Annotated in this window: 16 protein-coding genes and 3 pseudogenes; 5 read left to right on the forward strand and 14 right to left on the reverse strand. The window is 73.6% G+C overall.

The window, feature by feature from the left end:
- From PUR26_RS05850 to PUR26_RS05870, 5 genes and pseudogenes are all read left to right on the forward strand, one after another.
- Positions 1-405 (forward strand): annotated as a pseudogene (locus tag PUR26_RS05850) (5,10-methylene tetrahydromethanopterin reductase); the annotation flags it as partial.
- A complete protein-coding gene (locus tag PUR26_RS05855; protein WP_329869854.1) occupies positions 402-1,058 on the forward strand; it encodes an FMN reductase in 657 nt (218 codons plus the stop codon). The pseudogene PUR26_RS05850 and the gene PUR26_RS05855, both read left to right, overlap by 4 nt.
- 115 nt (positions 1,059-1,173) lie before the next feature.
- Positions 1,174-1,488 (forward strand): GNAT family N-acetyltransferase, encoded by a 315-nt coding sequence (locus PUR26_RS05860; RefSeq protein ID WP_329869855.1) that lies wholly within the window; start codon positions 1,174-1,176, stop codon positions 1,486-1,488.
- 167 nt (positions 1,489-1,655) lie between these two features.
- Positions 1,656-2,393 (forward strand): alpha/beta fold hydrolase, encoded by a 738-nt coding sequence (locus PUR26_RS05865; RefSeq protein WP_329869857.1) that lies wholly within the window; start codon positions 1,656-1,658, stop codon positions 2,391-2,393.
- Positions 2,394-2,576: 183 nt separating this feature from the next.
- A complete protein-coding gene (locus tag PUR26_RS05870; RefSeq protein WP_329869859.1) occupies positions 2,577-3,593 on the forward strand; it encodes an alpha/beta hydrolase in 1,017 nt (338 codons plus the stop codon).
- A gap of 61 nt (positions 3,594-3,654) precedes the next feature.
- On the opposite strand, the gene PUR26_RS05875 is transcribed toward PUR26_RS05870, so the two are convergent.
- From PUR26_RS05875 to PUR26_RS05940, 14 genes and pseudogenes are all read right to left on the reverse strand, one after another.
- Positions 3,655-4,626, reverse strand: a complete 972-nt coding sequence (locus PUR26_RS05875) for a helix-turn-helix domain-containing protein (protein WP_443076982.1) — start codon at positions 4,624-4,626, stop codon at positions 3,655-3,657.
- 856 nt (positions 4,627-5,482) lie between these two features.
- Positions 5,483-8,188 carry a helix-turn-helix transcriptional regulator gene (locus tag PUR26_RS05880; protein ID WP_329869863.1) on the reverse strand — a complete coding sequence of 902 codons (2,706 nt, stop codon included), beginning with the start codon at positions 8,186-8,188 and terminating at the stop codon, positions 5,483-5,485.
- A 342-nt stretch (positions 8,189-8,530) separates the two neighbouring features.
- Positions 8,531-9,778 (reverse strand): NAD(P)/FAD-dependent oxidoreductase, encoded by a 1,248-nt coding sequence (locus tag PUR26_RS05885; RefSeq protein WP_329869864.1) that lies wholly within the window; start codon positions 9,776-9,778, stop codon positions 8,531-8,533.
- A 137-nt stretch (positions 9,779-9,915) separates the two neighbouring features.
- On the reverse strand, positions 9,916-10,494 hold the full coding sequence (locus PUR26_RS05890; RefSeq protein WP_329869865.1) for a Dps family protein: 579 nt from the start codon (positions 10,492-10,494) through the stop codon (positions 9,916-9,918).
- Positions 10,495-10,686: 192 nt separating this feature from the next.
- Positions 10,687-11,577, reverse strand: coding sequence for an ABC transporter permease (locus tag PUR26_RS05895; protein WP_329869866.1), 891 nt, complete (start codon positions 11,575-11,577; stop codon positions 10,687-10,689).
- On the reverse strand, positions 11,574-12,365 hold the full coding sequence (locus PUR26_RS05900) for an ABC transporter ATP-binding protein (protein WP_329869868.1): 792 nt from the start codon (positions 12,363-12,365) through the stop codon (positions 11,574-11,576). The genes PUR26_RS05895 and PUR26_RS05900 overlap by 4 nt, the downstream gene beginning before the upstream one ends.
- Positions 12,359-13,141: a PIG-L deacetylase family protein gene (locus PUR26_RS05905; protein WP_329869870.1), complete on the reverse strand. Its 783-nt coding sequence runs from the start codon at positions 13,139-13,141 to the stop codon at positions 12,359-12,361. The genes PUR26_RS05900 and PUR26_RS05905 overlap by 7 nt, the downstream gene beginning before the upstream one ends.
- A 52-nt stretch (positions 13,142-13,193) precedes the next feature.
- Positions 13,194-13,856 (reverse strand): papain-like cysteine peptidase, encoded by a 663-nt coding sequence (locus PUR26_RS05910; protein WP_329869872.1) that lies wholly within the window; start codon positions 13,854-13,856, stop codon positions 13,194-13,196.
- Between the two features lie 248 nt (positions 13,857-14,104).
- On the reverse strand, positions 14,105-15,616 hold the full coding sequence (locus tag PUR26_RS05915) for a glycoside hydrolase family 3 protein (protein ID WP_329869873.1): 1,512 nt from the start codon (positions 15,614-15,616) through the stop codon (positions 14,105-14,107).
- A gap of 14 nt (positions 15,617-15,630) precedes the next feature.
- A complete protein-coding gene (locus PUR26_RS05920) occupies positions 15,631-16,839 on the reverse strand; it encodes a hypothetical protein (RefSeq protein WP_329869874.1) in 1,209 nt (402 codons plus the stop codon).
- A gap of 502 nt (positions 16,840-17,341) precedes the next feature.
- A pseudogene (locus PUR26_RS05925) lies at positions 17,342-17,725 on the reverse strand (glycoside hydrolase family 2); the annotation flags it as partial.
- Between the two features lie 287 nt (positions 17,726-18,012).
- Positions 18,013-18,768: pseudogene (locus PUR26_RS05930) on the reverse strand (LacI family DNA-binding transcriptional regulator); the annotation flags it as partial.
- A 140-nt stretch (positions 18,769-18,908) separates the two neighbouring features.
- The gene (locus PUR26_RS05935) at positions 18,909-20,363 is read right to left on the reverse strand and encodes a glyceraldehyde-3-phosphate dehydrogenase (protein WP_329869875.1); all 1,455 of its coding nucleotides are present in this window, start codon (positions 20,361-20,363) and stop codon (positions 18,909-18,911) included.
- 295 nt (positions 20,364-20,658) lie between these two features.
- Positions 20,659-21,108: a hypothetical protein gene (locus PUR26_RS05940; RefSeq protein WP_329869877.1), complete on the reverse strand. Its 450-nt coding sequence runs from the start codon at positions 21,106-21,108 to the stop codon at positions 20,659-20,661.
- Positions 21,109-21,334 lie beyond the last annotated feature (226 nt).

The raw sequence follows: 21,334 nt of genomic DNA on the forward strand, positions 1-21,334 counted from the left end.
ATGCGCCGCAACTCGCAGGACGCCGTACGGGAGTTCCGTCCGTACTTCGACAACGCGCCGGTCTACGGACACGGCCCGTCCCTGGAGGAGTTCACCGAGCAGACCCCGCTCACCGTCGGCTCCCCGCAGCAGGTCATCGAGAAGACGCTGACCTTCCGCGAGAGCTTCGGCGACTACCAGCGGCAGCTGTTCCTGATGGACCACGCGGGCCTGCCGCTCAGGACCGTCCTGGAGCAGCTCGACATCCTCGGCGAGGAGGTCGTGCCCGTCCTGCGCAAGGAGTTCGCCGCCCTGCGGCCGGCCGGTGTCCCGGCGGGACCGACCCACCAGGCCCTGGTCGCCCGGCAGGCCCCGGCAACGCCGCCGACCCCGGCCGTCCGCCACGGCGAGGAGCGGCAGCGGTGAGCCCGCTCAAGCTGGTGGTCGTCTCGGCCGGCCTGAGCGTCCCGTCCTCCACCCGGCTGCTCGCCGACCGGCTCGCCGAGGCGACCGGCAGGCGGCAGGCGGCCGGCGAGGCCGGTGAGCCGCTGGAGGACGCCTCGGCGCCCGTCGACGTCCAGGTGGTCGAACTGCGCGAACTGGCCGTCGACATCGCCCACAACCTGATCACCGGATTCCCCGCCCCCGCGCTGCGCGGCGCGGTGGAGGCCGTGTCGCGGGCGGACGGACTGATCGCCGTCACCCCGATCTTCGGCGCCTCCTACAGCGGTCTGTTCAAGTCCTTCATCGACGTGCTCGACCGCGATGCGCTCGTCGCCAAGCCGGTGCTGGTCGCCGCCACCGGCGGCACCGCACGCCACTCCCTCGCCCTGGAGTACGCGCTGCGGCCGCTCTTCGCCCACTTGAGGGCCACCGTGGTCCCGACCGCCGTCTTCGCGGCGCCGGAGGACTGGGGCTCGGCGGGTGACGCCCGGACGACGGGCCTGGCAGCGCGCATCGGGCGGGCGGCCGCCGAACTCGCCGGACTGATGGCCGGCCGCCCGTCCGCAACGGCCGCCGACGACGAGGTGGTGCCCTTCGCCCAGCAGCTGGCGGCGCTGAGGACCGTTCCGCGGTGAGCGCGCCCAGCGGCCCGGAGCACAGCGGCCCGGAGCCGGGGAACACCGGACCGTCCCGGCGCCGACGGCGGGCCGTCCACCCGCACGGCGTCACGACCACCGCACAGGAGGAAACATGGAAGCACAGGTGACGGACCGCCCGGAGAAGTCCCGGTACGAGATCCTCGCCGGCGAGGGCGGCACCGAGACGGCGGGCTTCGCCGAGTACTTCCTCTCGGACGGGGAGGTCGCCTTCATCCACACCGAGATCGATCCCCGGTTCACCGGCCAGGGCCTGGGCGGCCTCCTCGCCCGTGGCGCCCTCGACGACGCCCGGACACGCCGGCTGGACGTCCTGCCGTACTGCCCCTTCATCCGGGCGTGGATCCACAAGCACCCGGAGTACACCGGCCTGGTGCCCGAGGCGCGTCGCGCGCGGTTCGGTCTCTGAGCCTTCCCCGCCACGCGCGACCGCCGCGCCCGACCGCCACTGCGCCCCGTCCCACCGCCGCAACCGCCGGCCGTGCCCACCCGGTACGGGCGGCGGCGGTGGCGAGCGGCCGACCGTACATGCCGGTCCGCCGTTTCGACCCGTCCCACCGATCGAGGAGTTCTGCCATGTCCCTTCCCGCCAGCCCCACCGTCGTCCTGGTCCACGGTGCCTTCGCCGACGCCTCCGGTTACGCGCCGGTCATCCGTGAGCTGAAGGCCGCCGGGATCAGGGCGATCGCCCCGGCCGTGCCCAACCGCAGCCTGCTCGGCGACTCCGCGTACATCGCCTCGGTCGTCCGCGCGATCCCCGGCCCGGTGGTCCTCGTGGGTCACTCCTACGGAGGCGCCGTGATCACCGTCGCCGGTACGGAGGACAACGTCCAGGCGCTGGTCTACCTGGCGGGCTACGCCCTGGAGGAGGGCGAGAGCCTCGGCGAGCTCCAGGGACGCTTCCCCGACTCCGACCTCGCCGGCGCGCTCGTCTACACGCCGTTCCCCATCGAGGGTTCCACCGAGACCGGGACCGATGTGTCGGTGGAGGCCGAGAGGTTCGCGGAGGTCTTCGCCGCGGACGTCGATCCCGAGCTCGCCGCCGTCCTCGCCGTCTCCCAGCGCCCGCTGGCCGCGGCGGCCTTCGGCGAAGCGGCCCCGGCCGCGGCGTGGAGGACCAAGCCGTCCTGGGGCGTGGTCGCCACCTCCGACCGGACCATCAACCCCGAAGTGGAGCGCTACGGCTACGAACGGGCCGGCATGACCATCGTCGAGGTCGACTCCTCGCACCTGGTCATGCTCTCCCAGCCCCAGCGCGTCGCCGAGCTGATCCAGGAAGCGGTCCGGACCACCGCCGACGCCACCGCCCACTGATCCGACCCCGGGCCAGGGGACCCGCCGGTCACGCCGGTCACGCCGATCGCGCCGGATCGCGAGGGGCGCCCGCCGTCCCTCGGATCCGGTGCGGTCGGCCGGGTTGCCCGGCTTCGCAGGACTTCATCCGTACCGGCGCGGCACGGGCCGCGCCGGTCCAACCGCCCCACCGAGGAGCTGCCGATGTCCGATGTGACGCCATCCGCCGAGCCTGTGCTCGAACCCGAGGCTCGCACGCTCGCCGAGGCGACGGCACGTCCACCCTTCCTGTTCGATCTCGCCCTGGTGGACGGACGCAAGGCGGTCGAGGACTTCCAGAGGGGCGAAGCCGACCGACCCGTCATCGACGAGGAGTGGCTGACCGTCACCGGCGGTCCCACCGGCGGTGTCTACGTCCGACTCGTGCGGCCCGCGGGGATCCGGGGCCCGCTGCCCGTGATCCTCTTCATCCACGGCGGAGGATGGGTGTTCGGCAGTGCCGCGACCCATGACCGGCTGGTGCGCGAACTGGCCGTGGGGGCACGGGCCGCCGTGGTCTTCCCCGAGTACGACCTGTCGCCCGAGGTCTGCTACCCGGTCGCCATCGAGCAGAACTACGCCGTCGCGCAGTGGATCGTCACCGCGGGGGCGGACAGGGACCTGGACGGTACGCGCCTGGCCGTGGTCGGGGATTCGGTCGGCGGGAACATGAGCGCCGCGCTGACCCTGATGGCCAAGGCACGGGGTGACGTCCCGCTGCTCCAGCAGGTCCTGTTCTACCCCGTCACCGACGCGGGCTTCGACACCGACTCCTACCGTCGGTTCGCCACCGGATACGTCCAGCGTCGCGACGGCATGCAGTGGTTCTGGGACCAGTACACGACCAGCAGGGCCGAGCGCGCGCAGAGCACCGCTTCACCGCTGCGAGCCACCGCCGAAGAGCTCACCGGACTGCCCGCGGCCTTGGTCATCACCGGGGAGGCCGATGTCGTGCGCGACGAGGGCGAGGCGTACGCGGCAAGGCTGCGGGCCGCAGGGGTCCCCGTCTCGGCCGTCCGCGTCCAGGGCGCCGTCCACGACTTCGTGGTGCTCGACAGCCTCCGCTCGACGTGCGCGGCGCGGGCCGCCATCGCGCTGGCCACCCGGACGCTGCGCGACGCGCTGCACGCCCGGCGGCCGGACCCCGCCCCGCCCGCGCCGGGGAGGAGCGCCCCCTCGTGAGGCCGGCGGGGGCGATCGCGGACACCCGCACCCCACGGCACGGCGCGGCGGGAGCCGCTGTTCACCCGTCTGCGTTCATCGCTCCGACGCTCGACCGCCACTCCCGGGGCGACATTCCGTAGGCGGCGCGAAAGGCCCGACTGAAGTGGGAGGGGCTCACGAAACCCCAGCGCTGGGCGACGGCCGACACGGCCGGCGCCGACCGCCGGGACAGATCGCGCCGGCATCTCTCCAGGCGCTCGCGCTGGATCCAGCGGCCGACCGTGATCTGTTCCGGCTGGAAGAGCTTGTGCAGATACCGTACGGACACGTGGTGCGCGGTCGCGATCGTCTCCGGTGAGAGATCGGGGTCGACCAGCTCCCGGAGGATGTACTCCTTGACGCGCGCCAGCATGCCACGGGCGGCCTCCGAGGTGTGGGGGTTCAGCCGGCCCTGCCGCTCGCGCACCAGCACGGTCAGCAGATCCCCGGTGATCATGGCGAGTTGCTGTCCCGTGTACGGGTCGAACACGGAGGCCTGCTCGGCCAGCCGCTCCAGATATCCGGCGACCAGTCCGGACGTGCCGCGGTGGCTGCTGAAGACGGTGCCGGTGATCGCCCGCAGATCGGTGTCCGACATCCCCAGGATCTCCTTCGGCACACGGAACGCCGTGAAGCGGAAGTCGTCCGGCTGCTCTCTCCGGTAGGGCCGCCCCGCGTCCGAGCAGGTGAAGGTCCCGGGCCCGACGAGGGCCTCCCGTCCGTCCTGGGTGAGTCTCGCGGTGCCCCGGTGCTGCATGGTGACGGTGAGGTACTCCTCCCCGCCCCGGGAGATCAGTCGTCTGTCGCGTGAGACCGTCTGGGGACCGGCCTCGACCTCGGAGATCTGCAAGGGGCCGAGCTGCTGACTGCTGATCGTCCCCACCGACGACTCACGGGCGTGCAGCATGACGTCCAGCGGTATGAACGTGTGGGACACCAGACTGTGCCAGTACTCCGCTCGCGCGGAGGCCGACAACGGCGAGGGCGAGGTGGAAAGCGCGACGGACATCATGACTCCTTACAACGGTCATGCGGTCACTCCTCCCGTGGCAGCGCCGGAGGGGAGAAGAAGACAAAACGGCAGGCGGGGGCCCTGCGGCGGCAGACGGCAGAGCGCAGACGGCGAGTGGCAGGCGGCGGACGGCGCACTGCGGGCCGGCTGCGGCGGGCTGCGGGCGAAGGCCCGAGGAGCTCCGGCGGGTGCCGGACGGTGGTCGTGGGGCACGGGGGGCCGACTGCGGATCAGTGGCCGGGGGCGTGGGACCCCTCGGCCGCGGGGATCCGCGGGGGCGCCCAGGGCTCTGGCGGGCGCCGACGAGCGGTGCGAGGCGTGGCCGGGTGGCGGCTGCGCGCGGCCGGGCGGGTGCACGGCGGTGCGGGTTCACGGCCCGTGGGGCCGGCCGGGCCGGCTCAGAGCAGGCGGGGAGCCGTCGCGACCACGCGTGTGACGGGGACGCCGTCGGAGGACGGCGATACGACGGCGGTGCACCGTCCGCGAGCCGTGACCGCCCGCGGGGCTCCACCGCGACCGGCGTATGCGGGTCGCCGAAGGCAGGCGCGCACGAGTCCCTGCCGCCCAGGGTCCGCCCCGGCCTGGCGCGTGCGGTACAGCCGGGAACGGCCGGCGGTGCTGGGGAACAGGCTCATGCGGCCCTCCGGTGGGAAGTGATGTGCTCCTTCGTCCAGTCTCGGATCACCTGCCGACGGTGCCATCCGTCATGTGACTTACGTTGTGCCCGATGCTTCGGGGACCGGCCCGCGGCGGCCGGTCCCGCCGGGCGTGAGGAAGTGCCGGCCGGTCAGCCGGCGGCGCCGGTCGCCTCACGCGGGGCGCCCCCCGTACCGCGCCGCCGTCCCCGGCCGCCGCCTCAGTCCGCCGTGTCCTGTCCGACCACGTCGCGCAGCTGCCCGCGCGAGGTCACTCCCAGAACCGGGAAGGCCTGGTACAGATGCGTCCCCACGGTGCGGGGCGACAGGAAGAGGCGTTCGCCGATCTCCCGGTTGGTCAGACCCTGCGCGGCCAGCCGGACGATCCGCCGGCGCTGGGGGGTCAGATCCCCCAGCCCGCTGCGCGGGGCGCTCTCGACGGAGACCCCGGCGGCACGCAGCTCCGCCTGGGCGCGCTCGCTCCAGTGCACCGCTCCCAGGCCGTCGAAGATGTCGCGGGCCGTGGTCAGGGCACCCCGGGCCTCGGCGATCCGGCGCTGCCTGCGCAGCCATTCGCCGTACTCCAGCCAGCTCTGGGCCCGTTCGAAGGGCCACCGTTGCCCGGCCGGGTCCGCCAGCGCCGTGTGGAACAGCGAACCGGTCTCGGCCGGATCGGCGAGCAACGCGCGGGCCCGGCCCAGGATCTGCCGCATGCGCGGTGACGCGCCGTCGGCGACCTCGGCGGTGACGCGCCTCAGGGCCGCGGCGGCGTCCTCCGCATGGCCGGTGAGCACGGCGGCGGCGGCGTAGTCGGCGATGGCGTAGCACGACAGGTGGTAATGGACCGGGGCTCCCGACCGGTCGAACAGGCCCTGGAGGTGACGGAAGGCCGAGGCGTGGTCACCGAGCGCCATGGCGGCCAGGCCCGCGGCCCGGCGGGCGCGGACGACGGTGCCGAGCACACCGGCGGGCTCCGTCACCGCCAGCACGGCTGTCGCGTGACGGGCGGCCGTGTCGGGCTCTCCGGTGAGGGCGCCGAGAGTGGCCAGGACGGTGAGCGCCCGGGCGGCCCCGTGGGTGTGCTCACCGTCCAGGAAGCGCGCGGCGAGCCGCTCGACACCGAGCCGGGCATCGGCCCAGCGGCCGCTGTCGAGGTTCGCCCAGGCCAGATCGGCGGCGGTCATCCCGGCGTGGAAGGCGTCCGCGTCCTCCCACTGCGGGTTCGCCACCTCCGAGAGCAGGCTCACCGCCGTCTCCGTCTCGTCGAGCACCATGCAGAGCACCCCGAGCGTGTGGGTCTCGGTGGGAGCCCGGCCCGGCGCCGAGGTGGCGGCGGACAGATGGCCGCGAACGGTGTTCCCCTTGCCGAAGGGGTCCATGACGCCCGCGTCCCACAGGAGGAACGGGTGGGGCGTCGCGGTGTCCGGTTCGCGGAGACCCAGCAACCCCATGATCCGCTCACGCTGGGAGGGGATGCCCGAGTGGTAGGCGATCCCGGTCGCGATCGTGGACATGCCCCCGTCGACCGGCGGCGGGAAGGTCTGCGCATCGGGGATCACCAGGGAGAACGCGCGCTCCATGCGCATCATCAGCATCTCCACCAGCCCCGACAGGGCCGATATCCACAGCATCGCCGACGGGTCCTCGTTGAGCTCGGTGGCTCTCGCCGCCAGTACCTCCGCCTGGCCGATGTCCCCGACCAGGATGGCGGCGTAGGCCGCTGTCGACAGCAGGCGCGTCTGCTCCGCGGGGGACGAGTTCAGCTGCGCGGCCCGCTCCAGACCGGCCACGGCCTCCGCCATGGCGCCGCGCGCGACCGCGCGCATGGCGGTGGCCTCCAGCGCGGCGGAGACCGAGGCGTCCGGGGCGACCGTCGCCGCCGACAACTGCCACGCCCGGCGGTCGGGGTCGGCGTCGAGCACGGCTGCCAGCGCCAGGTGGGCCCGGCGCCGGCGGGCGAACGGGGCGGCACTGTAGATCGCCGAACGGATCAGGGGATGCCGGAAGCTGATGTGGTCCGCCTGGAGCCGGATCAGCCCCGCTCTCTCCGCGGGCAGCCAGACCTCCATGTCGCTGCCCGGCGGCAGCGCGGCCAGCACATCGGCCAGCCCGGCGCCTTCGGCCGCCGCCGCGACCAGCAGCGCCTCCTGGGTCGTGGCGGGCAGCTCGTCGACCTGGGCGGCGAAGGTCCGCTCCAGCAGATCGGTGACCGGCACGTGGCCGGCCGCGGGGAGCTCGCCGTCCCGCGCCGCCGAACGCGACAGCTCCACCAGGGCCAGCGGGTTGCCCGCGGCCGTGTCGAGCACGCGGCGACGGGTGGGACCGGTCGGCGGGTCGGGCTGGGTGCTGAGCAGCTCCTCCGCCTCGGGCGGCGACAGCGCCGGCACCATCAGCTCGGGGACCGACCGGTCCAGCCACTCGGGCCGGCGCGAGCCGCGCGACGCGACGAGCAGACCGATCGGCTCGCCCTCCAGGCGCCGGGCGAGGAACCCCAGGACCTGGCAGCTGCCGTGGTCGATCCACTGGGCGTCGTCGACGGCGAGCAGCAGTCGCTGGGTCGAGGCGACCTGCGAGGTGAGGGTCAGCACGGCCAGGCTCATCATCATGAGGTCGGGCGGTGTGGGGTCCTCCCCCAGTCCGAAGGCGCTGAGCAGGGCGCCGCGCTGACGGACCGGAAGGCCGTCCACCCGGTCCAGGACCGGAAGCAGGAGCTGGTGCAGGCCGGCGAAGGCCAGCTCGGTCTCGGCGGCGTTGCCCCGTACGCGGAGCACCCTCGCCCCGCCCTGGAGGGCCTCGTCCACCGCCATGTCCAGGAGCATGGTCTTGCCGACCCCGGGTTCGCCGAGCAGCAGCAGCGACGCCGTCGTGGCCTGCGGTGACAGCGCGGTGGCTATGGCCGCCCGTTCGTCCTGACGCCCGATCAACACGGTATTCCCGAACCTTCTCACCCGGTAGAGACGTCCACCGCTCGTACAAATCCGGCGGACAGCAGATTCCGGAGCATAGTCGCAGCGGGCTCGGCGGCGAATCCGGAGTATCGGCAGGTGGGAGCGGTGCCGCTCGGCACCGGACCGGAACGTCGGCACGGTCGGGACACCCGCGAGCCGCTGCGGGCGCCGCGTCGCGCGCCTGCGCATCCCGTCGATGCCGAGGCGGGCCCGGTGTACCGCGGCACCGGCCGGCCGCGCCGGACCCTTACGGAGCCGGCGGGTCCGCCGGGGCGACGGCGCCGACGAAGCGGGCCGCGGTGCCGGCGCGCCGCCGTACGGTCAACCGCGCACCAGGCCGGCCAGCACCTCGCGGGCGGCCCGGGCGCCCGACGCCAGCGCGCCCTGCACCGACCCGGTCGCCCGGTGGTCCCCGCACACGTACCGGCCCGGCGCGAAGCGAGTGGTCCGACTCAGCGGCCAGGGCGGCGGCATCGCCGGAAGCGCCCCTTCCACGGTGTACGTCCCGATGGGCCACCAGGCGCTCGTGTCGGTCCCGTACAGCTCGGCGAGGCGCCCGAGGACGGCGTGCCCGGTCCCGGGCGCCTCGCCGCCCAGCACGGAGGTGGAGACCAGGGAGGTGCCGGGCGGTGCGTAGGTGGCGGAGACCTCGGTGAGGACACAGGTGTTCAGGACCGCCCTGGTGCTGTCCACCACCAGGGTCGGCTCGGACAGCGGCGGCGTCGCGGTGGCGTGGTAGTACGTCGTGACCGTGCGGGTGTCGGGCACCGTCAGGCCCGGCAGCAGGCGGGCGGCGGTGGCGGCGTCCGTGGCCACCACGACCGCGGCGGCCGGCAGCTCACCTCCGTCCGCCGTCAGCACGCCGCCGCCGCTCACCTCCGTGACAGGCGTCTCCAACCGCAGAACGCCGTCGGGAAGCCGGTCCGCCAGCTGGGCCGGGACCGCGCCGATGCCCTCGGCGGGAAGGCACAGGGTGCCGCGCGCCATGCTGCGCCAGACCAGGTGGAAGAAGCGGGCCGATGTCTCCAGGCCGTCCTCCAGGAACACCCCTGAGAGGAAGGGCCGCAACAGTTCCTCGACAGCGCGCGGGGACAGTCCGGCGCGGGCGAGCGCCTGTGCGGTGGTGCGGTCCCGGCCGCGTTTGAGGGCGCTCGGCGGCAGCAGTGCGTCGCGTGCGGTCAGCGCGGCCAGGGCGGCGAGGTCGCGGGCCGAAAGGACGCGGCCGGGCAGCAGACTCCCGGCGGCACGCGGCCGCCGGGTGGGATCGGCGATCCGCAGGGGCCCGCGCGCGGTGTGGGCGACGACACCCGGGGTGAACGGCCGCAGCCGCAGCTCCCGAAAGCTGATGCGCCTCTTCACCTGCGGGTAGGCGACGTTGAACACCTGGAAGCCGCGGTCCAGCAGGAACCCGTCCCGCCGGTCCGTACGCATCCGGCCGCCCACGCCGTCTGACGCCTCCAGCAGAACCACGCGCCGGCCCGCCCGGCTCAGGTCCGAGGCACAGGCGAGGCCGGCCAGCCCGGCGCCGACGACGACGACATCGGCCGCCGCACGGCGCTGATCACTCATCATCCGTCTCCTTCACGGGCCGGCCGGCCACCGGGTCGGCAGCGGCACGGCGGACCACCTTCGACGGGGCCTCGACGGGCCGGCGGCGGGCCGGCCTTGCCCGCGGCCGGCCGGCGCGACGGACCACCGCGGTGCGTTCAGGGCTGGTTCTGCGCCTGCGTCGCCGCGGCGGAGGCCGCGTCCTTCTCGGTCTTCGCGCCGGCCGTGCTGAGCTTGCCCCCGCTCGACTCCAGGTGCGCCCGGACGAACCACTGGAACAGCTCCAGGCCGCGCAGCTGCTCGATCAGCATGTCCTGGGTGACCGGGTCGGACTCCTCGGTCGCCTGCATCGCCTCGCGGTGGGACGCGATGATGGAGGTGTACACGAGGTCCAGGGCGCCCAGGTGCTCGATGGCCTCGCTCCGGCCGATGGAGTAGTCGTTCCAGCCCCGGTCGGCGACGAGCGCCCCCGGAGTGCCCTTCGGCTCGCCGCCCAGCGTGGAGATGCGCTCGGCGAGGTCGTCGATCATGGAGCGCACCTGCTCGACCTGGGGGTCGAGCATCTCGTGCACCGCGATGAAGTGCGGGCCGACGACGTTCCAGTGGATGTGCTTGAGCGTCAGTGCCAGATCGTTGAGGGCGTGCAGGCGCATCTGCAGCATGGGGATGATCTCTGCACCGGTCTCCCGGCTCAGCCCCGGCACGGTGTACGAGAGGCCCGGTTGCTGTGATGACACGGAGTTCTCCTCGGTCAAGGTGTCTGCGGAGTTCAAGCAAGCACTCCGCGGGGCGTCCGCGCCCGTGGCACCGCGGTGTGGCGTCGAGTTTCACCGGTCCGGTCCTGGTGACCGGAGTCGAGGCCGTGCGGTCCCGTCCGCTCGGCGGCGCCCGCGCCCGTCCCCCGGCGGGCGCGCCGAGCCGGTGCCCGGTCAGGAGTAGCGGGTGACCAGACCCCTGCGGCGAAAGGTGCGCAGCATGCGGGAGAGCGCGAAGAGGCTCAGGGCGACGAGCACCGCTGTGCCGACGGCGGCGAGGCCGAGGCCGCGCCAGGGGACGCCGTTCCCGGCGGCCAGCTCCCTTCCGGCCGCGAAGACATGGGTGGTGGGCAGGACCTCGGCGACGGGCCTGAGCGCGACGGGCAGGGTGGAGACGGGGTAGAAGACGCCGGACAGCGGCATGACGACGGACAGCGCCCCCCAGACGAGTGCCTCGGCACCGCTGCCGTAGCGCAGGACCAGCCCGACGACCAGCAACGCCACCGACCAGCCGCAGATGAGCAGCAGAGCGGCCACGGGGATCAGCCCCAGGCCGAGGGTGGTGATGTCGAAGGCGTACGCGGCGAAGGCGAGCGCGGCGACGGCCAGGGCGCTGGCGGCGGTGCGCGCGAGGGCGAACAGTCCGACGCCCGCCAGGTACTCCCAGTCCCGCATCGGGGTGGCGAGCAGCCCCAGGATGTTGCGGGACCAGGTCTCCTCCAGGAACCCGGTGGCGAGGGAGATCTGCGTCTGGTGGACCAGGTGCCACAGGACCGTGCCGCTGAGCAGGTAGACGGTGACGGTGGCGGTCGTGCCCGGGGCGCCGCCCGCCGCTTCGGCCGCCTGGGCGGCGAACAGCCCGATGGAACCGTAGAGCAGGGTGTCGACCAGCGGCCAGACCAGGACGTCGAAGAAGCGGTGCGGGCTGCGCTTGAGGACCAGCCAGTGCCGGCGTGCCACGGCGAGGACGCGGTGGAGGGACGCCTGGACGGGAGGGCGCAGAGCAGGGCCCCCGGCCGGGAGGGGCGGCGGCGCGGGAGGGCCGGAGACGGTACGGGAGGTCATGAGGCGGCGCCCCATTCACGGTCGCGCTTCTCACGGTCCCGCTTCTCGGCGAGGTGCAGGAAGACGCCCTCCAGGTCCTGCCGGCCGAAGCGTTCGGCGACATCGGCCGGAGTGCCGTCGGCGGCGACGCGCCCGCCGTGCAGGAAGACCACCCGCTCGCACAGTCGTTCCACCTCGACCATGTCGTGGCTGGTGACGAGGAGGGCGGTGCCCTGTTCGGCGGAGAGGGCGAGCAGGGCGGTGCGCACCCGCAGGGCGATGTCCGGGTCGAGGGATGCGGTGGGCTCGTCCAGGATCATCAGCCGGGGCCGGTGCAGGGCGGCCTTGGCGATGCCGACCAGCGTCCTCTGCCCACTGGACAGCTCGGTGCCGATCGCCACGGCCAGATGCTCGATGCCGAACCGCGCGAGGGCCGCGTCGACGGCGCCCGAGGGGTCGCGCAGCCCGTACAGATCGGCGTACAGGCGAAGGTACTCGCGGACCCGCACCCGGTCGGGCAGGGGCAGATAGCCGGCGACGAAGCCGAGCCCCCGCATGGCCTCGGCACGGCGCTGGGGCAGCCTGCTGCCGAGGATCTCGACACTGCCCGCGTCGGGTTCCACGGCGCCCAGGCACATGAGCAGCGTCGTCGTCTTGCCGGCGCCGTTCGGGCCGAGGAGCCCCAGGCGTTCACCGGCGTGCACGGTGAGGTCCACGCCGTCCACGGCACGACCCCTCCGGTACTCCTTGACCAGCCCCCGGGCCGACAGGACGACGGGCGACGGGCGCGTGGCGCCGACGCTCAGCACGACGCACTCTCCAGAGGGACGGAGGACGCGGACACCGCGTCCCGTGGTTCGAGGGACCAGACGAGTTCGGCGCTCAACGGGCCCGTACGGGCGAGGAAGCCGCCGTGGTCGGCCGCCAGCGGGGCCAGCTGGGATCCGTGGCAGAGCACGGCGGCGCGTTTGACGGCCCACTGGGCGTCGTCGAGGGTCAGGGCGTACCGGACGTGGGTGCGGTGGGTGGTCAGCAGGTCCTGGTAGGCGAGTCCGCACATACGGCTGAGGGCGAGGGCGTCGCTCGCCCCGGGCCGGCCCCACTCGGGGAGATGGCCGGTGTAGGGCAGGTCGGCGTACACCCACGGCAAGGGCGCGCCCCGGTCGGCGAGCACACGCACGGCGAGCCGGCGCACCGCCTCGTGGTCGGGCTGGTTGCTCCCGAGGGGGACGAGCACCCGGGTGTCCGGCGGCAGGTCGCGCAGGAACGCTTCGAGCCCGTCGAGCGTCGCTCCCTCCGGGCGGTAGGGCCCGTCCGGGTGGTCGAGCACGATCTGAGCGGCGCCCAGAAGCGCGCAGGCCGCCGCGTCCTCGGCCCGGCGAGCACGGTGGGCCTCGGCGGCGGAGGAGAAGCCGCACTGGGTGTCCCACCATGAGACCGGGCTGCCGGGGGCGGGGGCGCCACCGTGGACGGTCACCACGTCGACGGGGCCGGGCAGGCCGGGCAGCAGCCCGGCCAGGGAGAGGGCGGCGTCGTCGAAGTGCGGGGAGATCACGACGGTACGGGAGGGTGCGGGGGAGTCCATGGCCGTGTGGTCCTTCCTCTGGGCCATAGGGGCGGGTGGGAGACCCGGTGGGTCAGCCGGTGTGCGTGGCGGGGAGCTCCGGTGGTGCGCCGGTCCGCCGCCGGGCGAGGGGCAGGCGGGTGAGGACCCGGTCCCAGGCGCCGTCGTCGCCCTGCCAGCGGTCCGGGACCAGTGGCGTGGTGGCCCAGGTGACGCCGTCCGGGAGGGAGCCTGCCTCCCGGGGTGAGGGCGGGGTGCGGCGCACCCACAGGATGCCGAAGCGGTGCCCCGGACGTTGGGCGGCGAGACTCGCGCGCAGTCGGCGCAGGTCGGCGGCGTCGGCCTCGTCGAAGGCGTCATGGTGGATGTAGAGCACATGGGCGTCGGAGGCGACCATGGCGCGCCACCGTGTCGCCAGATGGGCGAACTTCGCTTGTACGGAGGAGAGTTGACGTTCGACGTCGCTCCGGGTCAGGCGTCCGCCGTCGGCATGGGCGTGGAACTCGTGGAAGAAGCGGATGTCGGAGCCCCGGTCGAGCACACATGTGCCGTCGTCGAACGGCTCGCTCAGCCCCGGGCGCAGGACGTTGCGGAAGTCGGCGTCGACGGCCTCGATGACGGAGGCGAGTTCGAGGTCGAGCCAGTCGAAGAAGTGTGCTCGGTGGTCGCCGGTGAACCGGCGGATCTGATGGGTGGACTCGCAGTGGTATCCGAGTCCGACACAGAGGTCGTACACGTCACTCCAGGGGCCTGTGCGGTCGTACGGGACGACGGAATCCGAGCCCCCGACGGCGGGGCGAGGGCGCGGGGTTCCGCAACGGTTCGGGAAGCGGCCCGGGCGCCAGCCGTCCCCGGAGCGCCGGAGAGGCGGGGGCCGGGGTCCGGAGAGGCGGGGGCCGGAGGGGGGAGCGCCGGGGCCCGGAGGGGCGGGGTCCGGAGCGCCGGACTCCGGAGGGGTGGGGCGGGGAGCGCCGGAGTCCGGCCTCACCTCTCGCTCAGCGGGGCCGACCAGCCGCGGCCGGTGAGGAACTCGGCGGCGGCGATGGCGTTGGCCAGGCCGGCGCCGCGGGTGAGGAGCAGCGGCGACGTCAGCCGGCCGGGGGCGGGCGCCAGGCCCATGTCGACGGTGACGAGATCGGGGCGGCGGGCGCGCAGCGCCTCGACGGCCGCGTGCTGCCAGGGGTCGCCGGCGGCATCGCGGACGACGACGGCCAGGGGGCCCACCGCGGGCAGCGGGATCTCCGCCGGGTCGGTGCCGGGATCCACATCGACGGAGGAGGCGAGCCGGTCGAGCCCTTCGAGTGCCCGGGCGAGCCCCCAAGGGGCCACGCCCACGGCCATGTTGGCCGCACTCATCAGCCGTACGGTGTGCACGGGCGCGGCAGGTCCGAAGGGGTGCACACCGACGGAGGAGACGGCACGGCGTGCGGCGACGAGGCCGATGCCGGGGTGGCGGGAGACGCCCGGGGCGACGGGCAGGGCCCATGTGCGCAGCGCGTCGACCCGGGCGGCGGCCTCCTCCAGCCGGTCGATCGTCAACTCGCCCTTGCGCAGCGCTGCTTCCACCGCCTTGTACACCTCGGGCAACGTGTGTTCCACCCCGCTGGCGCCCAGCAGGACCAGGTCGACACCGGCGGACCAGGCGAGGACCGCGGCGCCGCCGAAGCCGTACCGGCCGAGGATCGGGGCCATCTCCAGGGCGTCGCTGATGATGACGCCTTCGTAGCCGAGCTCCCCGCGCAGCAGCCCGGTGACGATGCGGGGGCTCAGCGTGGCGGGCGGTTCGGCGAGGCGCGGCAGCCGGATGTGGCCGGTCATGACCGCCTTGGCGCCGGCGGCGATGCCCGCGACGAACGGCGGCAGGTCCAGTGCGCGCAGCGCGGGCAGGTCGCGGTCGACGTCCGGCAGGGCGGTGTGCGAGTCGATGCCGGTGTCGCCGTGCCCGGGGAAGTGCTTCAGCGTGGCGGCGGCGCCGCTGTCCTGGAGCCCTCGGACGAACGCCTCCGTGTGCCGGGCGACGAGCTCAGGATCGGCACCGAAGGACCGGACACCGATGATGGGGTTGTCCGGCTGGGAGTTGACGTCGGCGCACGGGCCGAGGCACAGGTTGATGCCCGCGTCCACCAGATCGGCACCGATGGCCGAGGCGACCCGGCGGGTGAGACCGGGGTCGTCGACGGCGCCGAGGGCGTGGTTCCCGGGATAGGGGCTGCCGCGGTGGTAGTCCAGGCGGGTCACGTCCCCGCCCTCCTCGTCGAGGGCGATCAGCACATCGGGGCGTACGGCGCGCAGCGGGGCGACGATGTCGTCGTGGAGAGTGCCGTACGGAACCGGGGCCGGAGTCCTCGCACCGGGTGCGGGCGCGGCGAGATTGGTGCCGAACACACCGACACCGGCGAGACCGTCCTCCACGGCGCGGCGGATCCAGGGAGGTGGGACCCGCCCTTCGTAGGAGGCCAGCAGGCAGGAGTTGACCAGGGAAACGACAGTGCTCACGGGGGATCGGGCTTTCAGTCGAGTGCGGAGCGGCGCCGCAGCAGGACGCCGGTGCTGCCGCGCTTGCGGAGATGGGCCCGGCCGCCGCAGACGGTCTCCAGGGCGGGGCGGACGAGGACGGTCTCGTCGATCTGCTCCCACTGCGGGGCGGTGGCGAGCCAGGGGCGCAACCGGGTGTCCAGGGCCTCCGGTTCCAGGGAGATCAGGAGCAGGTCGGTGGGGAGCGCGTCGAGCAGGTCCAGGTCCTGGCCGTAGTACAGCATCTCGATCAGCAGGTATGCCCCGCCGGCCAGGTGCCGGGTGCCGGCGAGCTCCGCGAGCCCGTCGGGGTGTACGCGGACCGCGCCGCCCGTGCCGGCCGCTTCCACGAGGCGGGACCGGAAGACCGGGTTGGGTTCGGTGGCCTCGACGCGGTGGCCCTTGTCGACGAGCCGTGCGGTCAGGGCGCCTTCGCAGGCACCGACCTCGATCAGGGCGCCGGCGTCCGGGGCGCAGTGCCGGGTGATCCAGGCCGTGGTGGCGTCCAGCCGTTCGGCCTCGTACGGGGAGGTCGCGAACTCCCACGGGTCGGGAACGGACGCCGCCTCCTCGTCCAGGCTGGCGAGCAGGGCGAACAGCCGGCGGCGCTCGTCGGGGCCGGCCGTGAAGTACCGCTCGACGGCCGGCACTCGGCCGGTGTAGAGGACGTGCTGCGGGGAGTCGGTGTCCAGAAGGTGCCGGGCGTGACGATTGACGAAGTCGAGCTTGTGGGCGACCAGTTCGCGGTCGAGCGGCCGGTCGAGGTCACTGACGAACTGGAGGAACGGCGAATAGCCGACGGCGTGCCGGACGGCGGTGCTCCCGGCGGTGGCCGGGGCGTCGAGGGCCTCGGCGACATCGTGCCCCAGCCGGCCGCGGCTGCGGCGGTTGTCGGCGGGGGAGTGGGTCCACACCCGTACGGAGCGGCCCTGCGCGATCCGGGCGAGCGCGGTGCCGAGTGCGGCGGGCCCGGGTGAGGCGGCGCTCTCGTCGGCCTCCCGCACCCGGCCGGCGAGCGCGTCGAGCCGTCCGGCCAGGGGAGTGGCGGGCGGCAGCACGAGGTGTTCACCGGAGTCGGCGAGCAGTACGTGCACTTCGGCGCCGTCGTCCGGCGCGTCGCCGGCTCCGGAGGCGGGCGGGGTGAGGACGGACAGGAAGTCGAGGACGGCGTCCTCGGCCCTGAGCACCACCACTATGTCGATCACAAGCAGGTCCCATCGGCAGGCAGGCAGGCAGGCAGGCAGGCAGGCAGGCGGGCGGGCGGGCATGGCACGGGGAGGTGGGAGGAGGTGACGTTCGGAAGGCTGGACGGAAGGGGCGCGGCCGTGCGGCGCGCGATCACCGGTCCGACGATAGGTGCTCGGTGGAGAATTGGTCTAGACCGCACGACCGGCCAGGTTCCCGGCCCGATTGCGCCAATCTCCACGGCTCGCGCAACCCCGGGCGGAAGGTTCGCATCGCCGGACGGGCGCGCCTTCCCGCGTCACACCCGACGGCTCGGCGCGCCCTCCCTGGTCGCCGTGGGCCGAGGCGGACCCTCCGCCCCGGACCTGTCCGGGCCCGGTCCCGCGCCAGTCCCGGAGTGTCAGGTTCGCCGTCCCGCGCTGCCCGGACCCTCGGCGCCCCGGCGCCCCCGGTCTCAGGGTGTCGCCGCACCCCGGAGGTGCGGGAACCGGAACTCGGTGCGGCCGCGCCCCGTCCTCCCGGCTTGTCGTTCTGGGTGACCGTGCGGTGGATGCCGGAGAGCGCGGCCTCGACGGGGAACGGCACGCGGATCTGCTCGGGGAACGCGGCCGGCTGACCGGCGTCGGCGGTGGTCACGGCGAAGTCCCAGACACCGTTGCGGTTCGGCCAGTCGGAGAGGGTGAGCTGGGGACGGGCATACTCCGGCAGCGGCTTGTCGACGGGGACGCGATCGGTCCACGGCGTGGTCATGGCCGACGGCTTCGGAGTCCAGGCCGCGGCCCGGGGTCCGGCGTGGGCGGTGCCGCCGATCGTCAGCAGACCGGCGCACACCAGGGCGTATGTGGTCAGCAGGGCCGCGAGGGCCTGCCACGGTCGTCTGAGCCGACGGGACGACGGAGGGCGCATGAATAGCTCCTCGGCGGGTGTGCGGGACGCGGCCGGGCGGGAGGCGCGGCGGTCGTGTGCACCAACCGGGGCGGCCGCACCCGGGACGACGACGTCGGCCGGACCGGTCGGCGGGTGCCCGGCCCGGACCCGGACGACCGGGCCCGCGCTGTGCCGACGCCTCCGCCAAGTGCCCTGCGCGCAGCGGTGGTTCAGGTCGGACGCGCGGGTGCGGGAGCGTGCCCCGGTGGTGGTCCGCCCGGGGCGCGGGGGCGGCGTGGGGGAGGGGCGGCGTTCGGCAGGGGACGTCAGCCGCGGCCGAGCGTGCTCTCCCGCCGTACGAGGGTGAACCCCGCTTCCACCCGTTCGGGCGCGTGCTCCCCGTCCTGGAGGCGGGAGAGGACCGCCTCCACCGAGAGCCGTGCGATGGCCGCTTTGTCGGGGGAGACGGAGGTCAGCGTCACGGCGCCGTACCGCCCCTCGACGATATCGTCGAACCCGACCACCGCGATGTCCTCGGGGATGCGCAGACCACGCTCGAACAGCACCCGCATGGCTCCGATGGCGATGAGGTCGTTATAGGCGAACACCGCGTCCGGGCGTCGGCCCGAGTCCAGCAGGCGGGCCATGGCGCGGGCCCCGTCCTCGTGCCCCCAGCCGTCGGCGGCGGCGACAAGTCCCTCGTCGGCGGAGAGTCCCGCGGCGGTCAGCTCCTCGCGCCATCCGCGCAACCGCAGCAGGGCGGGCCGGCTGGGCTCCCGGCGGGCACCCAGGAAGGCCACCTCCCCGCGCCCCAGATCGATCAGGTGGCGCACGGCGATGCGGGCGGCGGCCACGTTGTCGATCGCGATGTGGTCGTACGGCAGGTCGTAGGCGCGCTCGCCGAGCAGGACGAGCGGTACCGGTTCCGTGCGGTGGCGCAGGTCCTCCGTCTCCAGCTCTATCGGGCTCAGGATGAGGCCGTCGATCACCCGGACGCGGAAGCCCTGACTCACCAGGATCTCCTGCTCGCGCCGGCCACCCGTGTGATCCAGCAGCACCGTGTACCCCCGCTCGGCCGCCGCGACGGCCCGGTGAGCGGTGCGGTGCGGGGGCTGGGCGGAGCGGTGCGGGTGCTGGCGGTGAAAGGCCCCGTCACCGCATGCACGTCCGTCCGGCGGCCGGTCGACGACGCTGTCGACGGGCCGCCGGACGGACGGCGGGATCAGACCAGCGGGGCCGGGTAGGTCGGGTACTCCACCCCGGAGACGTGCTGGACGACCCGGATGACCTGGCAGGAGTAGCCGAACTCGTTGTCGTACCAGAGGTAGAGGATCGCGTTGTCGCCGTCGACCTTGGTGGCGCCGGCGTCGACGATCGAGGCGTGGCGCGAACCGACGAAGTCCATGGAGACGGCGTCGGGAGCGGTCGTGAAGTCGATCTGGCGCTTCAGCGGCGAGTGCAGCGAGACGTCGCGGAGGTACTCGAGGACCTCGTCGCGGTTGGTCTCGCGGCCGAGGCGCAGGCTCAGGATCGCTATCGAGACGTCCGGCACGGGGACGCGGATCGAACTGCCGGTGATCGGCGCCTTGAGCTCGGGGAGCGCCTTGGCGACGGCGGAGGCGGCGCCCGTCTCGGTGATCACCATGTTGAGCGGGGCCGAGCGGCCGCGGCGGTCGGAGCTGTGGTAATTGTCCAGCAGGTTCTGGTCGTTGGTGAACGAGTGGACGGTCTCCACGTGGCCGCGCAGGACGCCGTACTCGTCCGCCATCGCCTTCAGCGGCGGGACGATCGCGTTGGTGGTGCAGGAGGCGCAGGACAGGATCTGCTCGTCCGGCTTGATCGTGTCGTGGTTGACACCGTGCACGATGTTCGGGACGTCACCCTTGCCCGGCGCGGTCAGGACGACCTTGTCGATGCCGGGGCGCAGGTGCTGGGACAGGCCCTCGCGGTCGCGCCACTTGCCGGTGTTGTCGATGAGGATGGCGTCCTTGATGCCGTACGCCGTGTAGTCGACCTCGGACGGGTCACCCGCGTAGATCACCTTGATCGCGTTGCCGTTGGCGATGATCGTGCTGTTCGCCTCGTCGACCGTGATCGTGCCCTGGAACTGGCCGTGGATGGAGTCCCGGCGCAGCAGCGAGGCGCGCTTGACGAGATCCTCGGCGGCCCGGCCGCCCCCACCGCGGACGACGATGGCGCGCAGGCGCAGACCGTTGCCGGAGCCGGCCTTCTCGATGAGGAGGCGGGCGACGAGGCGGCCGATGCGGCCGAAGCCGTAGAGGACGACGTCGCGCGGCTCGCACCGGTCGATCTTGTTGGCGCCCGTCGCCCCGGAGACCGCCTCGGCGGTGAAGTCCGCGACCGAGAGGCCGCGGTCGTCGGCCTTGTACGTCGCGGCGAGCATGCCGATGTCGATCTGCGAAGGGCCGAGGTCGAGCGTGGTCAGAGCCTGCAGGAAGGGCAGCGTCTCGGTGACCGACAGCTCCTCGCCGGCGATCTGCCGGGCGAACCGGTGGGTCTTCAGGATGCTGACCACCGACTTGTTCACCAGGGAGCGGCTGTGGAGCAGGACCGTGACGTCCTGTTCCCGGTGCAGCTTCCCGATGATCGGGATCATCGACTCCGCGATCTCCTCGCGGTTCTTCCAGTTGGTGAACGAGTCGTCATTGACAGTCACAGGAATTTATCTTTCGAGCTAGGCGGCGCTCATATGCTAACCCCACGCTCCAATGGTTCCTCAGGCGGGCCGGTAGGCCGGGCGTCGCCCTCTGTCCGCCTTGCGGGTCTCTGCGGCGATCCGTCCCGGCGGGATGTCCGTTCGGGCGCGGTTCGGACGCGCTGCTCGTGCACCGGTGCCTCCCGGGCCGTCCGGGGGGACGTTCTTCTGGGGGGAGGCAGCGCCGACGGGGTGCGGCACCGGGGTGCGCGGACCGGCGGGCGGCACGAGGTGCCAGCCCGCCGGCCGGTACGCGTCAGTCCCAGAGCTCGTACGTCACTTCCCGCGGCACGCGCGGCGGCCTGTCGTCGGTGTACGTGAGCCGCAACTGCGTGAAGCGCTCCAGCTCGGGCTGCGCCTCCCAGGCTTCCGGGCGGTCGAGCCGTACGGTGACGGCGTAGGAGCGGAACGTTCCCGCGGCGCAGTAGGGCTCGCAGTCGTTCACGACGTCCAGCCCCTTCGCCACTGCGGCCGTGGGGCCCCAGCTGGACCATTCGAGCTGGGTGAGGCGGTTGTTGCCGTCTCCGCAGGCGAGCAGGAAATCGGTGGGGCGGGTCTGTGCTTCCGAGAAGCAGTCGACGGCCACCACCTGGGCCGGCGCGGGTGCGCCCGTGGAAGCGGAGGCCGGCACCACCACCGCGAAGGCGGCGGCAGCGCACAACACGACGGCTGTCCTGACCTTGTCCCTGAACTCTTCTCTGCGCATGTCGGCTCCCAGCGGCGTCTGCGACCACGTGTCCGTCCGTCGATGCCAGCGTTGTTCCTGCATCGACGCTACGACCGTGCCGGGAGATCCACCACCCGTACGGGTGAAGGCCGTGCGGCACGGGAGTCGTGGCCCGGCCGCTCCCCCCGGGCGGCGAGCGTCCTCTCCGCCCGGTGCGGGGCGGGCACGCGGACCGGTCGCCACCGTTTCCGTCGGCACGCGGACC

It is taken from the genome of Streptomyces sp. SP18CS02 (genome assembly GCF_036322365.1).
Lineage (GTDB): Bacteria > Actinomycetota > Actinomycetes > Streptomycetales > Streptomycetaceae > Streptomyces.

Coding starts and splice junctions, on each gene's coding strand:
- PUR26_RS05860 (WP_329869855.1), top strand. CDS start 1,174: ATGGAAGCACAGGTGACGGACCGCCCGGAGAAGTCCCGGTACGAGATC.
- PUR26_RS05865 (WP_329869857.1), top strand. CDS start 1,656: ATGTCCCTTCCCGCCAGCCCCACCGTCGTCCTGGTCCACGGTGCCTTC.
- PUR26_RS05870 (WP_329869859.1), top strand. CDS start 2,577: ATGTCCGATGTGACGCCATCCGCCGAGCCTGTGCTCGAACCCGAGGCT.
- PUR26_RS05875 (WP_443076982.1), bottom strand. CDS start 4,626: ATGATGTCCGTCGCGCTTTCCACCTCGCCCTCGCCGTTGTCGGCCTCC.
- PUR26_RS05885 (WP_329869864.1), bottom strand. CDS start 9,778: ATGAGTGATCAGCGCCGTGCGGCGGCCGATGTCGTCGTCGTCGGCGCC.
- PUR26_RS05895 (WP_329869866.1), bottom strand. CDS start 11,577: ATGACCTCCCGTACCGTCTCCGGCCCTCCCGCGCCGCCGCCCCTCCCG.
- PUR26_RS05905 (WP_329869870.1), bottom strand. CDS start 13,141: ATGGACTCCCCCGCACCCTCCCGTACCGTCGTGATCTCCCCGCACTTC.
- PUR26_RS05940 (WP_329869877.1), bottom strand. CDS start 21,108: ATGCGCAGAGAAGAGTTCAGGGACAAGGTCAGGACAGCCGTCGTGTTG.